Annotated in this window: 2 protein-coding genes and 1 pseudogene; all 3 read right to left on the reverse strand. The window is 44.2% G+C overall.

From position 1 onward, the window contains the following. Positions 1-157 precede the first annotated feature (157 nt). The 3 genes and pseudogenes from IH879_21995 to IH879_22005 all read right to left on the reverse strand — a co-directional run bounded on the left by IH879_21995 (position 158) and on the right by IH879_22005 (position 2,898). Positions 158-823 (reverse strand): HAD family phosphatase, encoded by a 666-nt coding sequence (locus tag IH879_21995; GenBank protein ID MCH7677599.1) that lies wholly within the window; start codon positions 821-823, stop codon positions 158-160. A 333-nt stretch (positions 824-1,156) separates the two neighbouring features. Then, positions 1,157-2,668: an SAM-dependent DNA methyltransferase gene (locus IH879_22000; protein MCH7677600.1), complete on the reverse strand. Its 1,512-nt coding sequence runs from the start codon at positions 2,666-2,668 to the stop codon at positions 1,157-1,159. Beyond that, a pseudogene (locus IH879_22005) lies at positions 2,665-2,898 on the reverse strand (hypothetical protein). The gene IH879_22000 and the pseudogene IH879_22005 overlap by 4 nt, the downstream one beginning before the upstream one ends. Positions 2,899-2,961: the final 63 nt, after the last annotated feature.

The following is a 2,961-nucleotide window of genomic DNA, read 5'->3' on the forward strand; positions in this document are numbered from 1 at the left end:
GAAAAATGTTAGATCTAACATATACCGTCTTTGCGAGGCGTTCCTTCGACTTGCAGGACAAGCTTTTGCCGAAGCAATCTTAAGCCTACCTAATCAGGAGATTGCTTCGCTGAGAAACGCTCGCAAAGACAAAAAAAACAGGTTTTCGTTCAATCGCTTAATTTGGTTTATGATTGTTTGTTAAAATCTTCTCGAAAATCGTCTCAAACTCACCTAAGTCATTTGCATAAAAATCCGCATCGGGTAGGCTTTCTTTGTCTAAAGTCGTCATAAGGGCGGCTACTTGCATGCCGGCATTTTTAGCAGCTTGAATTCCCAAGGGTGCATTTTCTACTGCTAAACAAAGCTCGGGAGAAATAGCCAATTCTCTTGCCGCATTTAGATAGCATTCCGGATTTGGTTTGCCGTTTTTAATGTCATCTGCCGTGGTGATTGTATCGAAAAGTTCAATGAACTCAGGACTGTGTGAATGCTCAACATTCAAACGCACCGTGCCGGTGACCAGTCCGATTAATTTGCCCCGCTGTTTAAGACTCTTCAGAAATGATTCTGTACCATTTTCTATTTTTGCTTCGGTAATTTTGCGGTAAATTTTCTGCTTCTTATCAATGAATTCCTTTAATTCAAGCTCGGAAATTTCAACGCTTCGGTCTGCGAAAATCTCACGGGCTAATTCAATGGGGCGGGCGCCTTCCCGTAAAAGAACTTCCTCCGGTTTAATGGTTATTTCAAAATCACTGAAGACGCTCTGCCAGGCCTTAACGTGAAAAGGCATGCTGTTAACCAAAACCCCGTCATAATCAAAAAGAACTGCTTTTACCAATTAATTTCTCCAGGCCAAAGAGGTGAAGTCTACGGGTTGTTTTTTGGAAAGTTGGAACTAAACGTGCGGTAACAAAGAGGGTCTATTTTTACTCCGAAAAGTTATTAGCGAGAGACAGTTGGTTTTAATGAGTTTGAATATAGGATATTTAAAAGGCCGGATCAAGTTTTATTTTCAGCTTTTTCAATATCGGAGTACGAAAATAAATTGCCATACAAATGACGTGAGGGACTCACAAAAATGAAAGCGGAAATACTATATTGAGGATTTGAAACCAACTCAAGACATATCGGCAAAAAGCAGCTCTCATGCCCACGTCACCTGTTTCATAGTTTATAAAGGGCTTTCGCTCTCCCCATTAATCGTCTCCATAATCGCCTTAAAACTTTCTAAACCCGCTTCAATATTTTCGATAATTTCGCTTGCAAGGATATCGGGGTCTGGTAAATTGTCGAGGTCTGCCAGACTCTTATCTTTAAGCCAGAAGATATCGAGATTGGTTTTATCTCTCGCGATGATATCATCGTAGGTAAATTGCCTCCACCTGCCATCTGGTCCTGAGCCTGTCGAAGGGTCGTCCGCCCATGTTTCCTTGCGGTCGTTGCGGTTGGTTGGATTGTAGCAATTGATGAAGTCCCGCAAATCCTCCAACTTCATGGTTTTTTTCTTCAGGGTATGGTGGATATTGGTTCGGTAGTCATAAATCCAAACCTCTTTTGTCCAGGCGTCCCGGGAGGCGGGTTTGTTGTCGAAGAACAAGACATTTGCTTTCACGCCCTGGGCGTAGAAAATGCCTGTTGGCAAGCGCAGAATTGTATGTAAAGCAACAGTTTTCAAAAGCTCTTTACGAACGGTTTCACCGGCGCCGCCTTCAAACAAAACATTGTCCGGCAAAACAACGGCTGCCGTTCCCGTGGTTTTGAGCAGGGTTCTGATATGCTGCAAAAAGTTCAGCTGTTTGTTGGAAGTCGTAGCCCAGAAATCCTGCCTGTTGTAAACCAAATCCTGTTTCTCTTGCGCTCCTTCTTCGTTGGTAAAGCTCATGCTGCTTTTTTTGCCAAACGGCGGATTGGTGAGCACATAATCGAATCGCTGCCCTTCATCGGCAACCAAAGCATCGGTTGATGAAATAGAAGTTGCTCCATCAATTTCGCCGATGTTGTGCAGGAACATGTTCATTAAGCACAACCTGCGCGTGTTGGCGACGATTTCATTGCCGGAAAAAGTCCTGTTTTTCAGGAACTCTTTCTGTTCGCGATCGAGGCTATTGTTATCAACGATAAAGTCGTACGCAGCTAAAAAGAAACCGCCGGTGCCACACGCAGGATCTACGATAGTTTTCGTTGGTTCCGGGCGGACGCATTCGACCATTGCTTTTATTAATGACCGCGGCGTAAAATATTGCCCGGCGCCGCTTTTGGTGTCTTCCGCGTTTTTCTCCAACAGGCCTTCGTAAATTTTGCCTTTCAGGTCGGCGCCCATCATGCTCCATTTTTCTCTGTCCACCATGTCGATGATTTTGTAGAGCTTGGCCGGATCCTGAATTTTGTTTTGGGATTTAACAAAAATTTGCCCCAGTGTTCCTTTTGCATTTGAGAGTTCACGCAAGGTCCTGGCATAGTGGGCTTCGAGTTCTGCGCCTCTTTTGCTTTTTAGGGTTTCCCAATCATATCCTTCGGGAACAGCTATTTTGCGGTTATAAGGCGGCCTGGCAAACTCATCTACCATTTTGAGGAAGAGTAAATAGGTGAGTTGTTCCAGATAGTCCCCATAGCCAACGCCGTCGTCGCGCAAGACATGGGCGAAACTCCATATTTTTGATATGATGCTTGATTCGTTATTCATATTGCGGTTTTTTCCTCAGAATAGAATTTATCGTCAGCCCATTTTAAGGGGTTGTTTTGTATGTATTCGGAAATTGTATAAAAGGATTTTTCGTCGCGGATGATGTGGTCGTGAAATCGCGGTTGCCAGGCAAAATCGGGATGGATTTGGCGCGCGGTTTTGGTGACGGCGGATTTAAAACCACGGATAATGGATGCCAGGTTTTTGGATTGCGGCGCAAATGCATTTTTGTATGTGGTCGCTCTTGTAGAGACGCCATGCATGGCGTCTTTACGGGTATTGTATTCGTTTTC

Source organism: candidate division KSB1 bacterium, from assembly GCA_022562085.1.
GTDB lineage: Bacteria > Zhuqueibacterota > Zhuqueibacteria > Oceanimicrobiales > Oceanimicrobiaceae > Oceanimicrobium.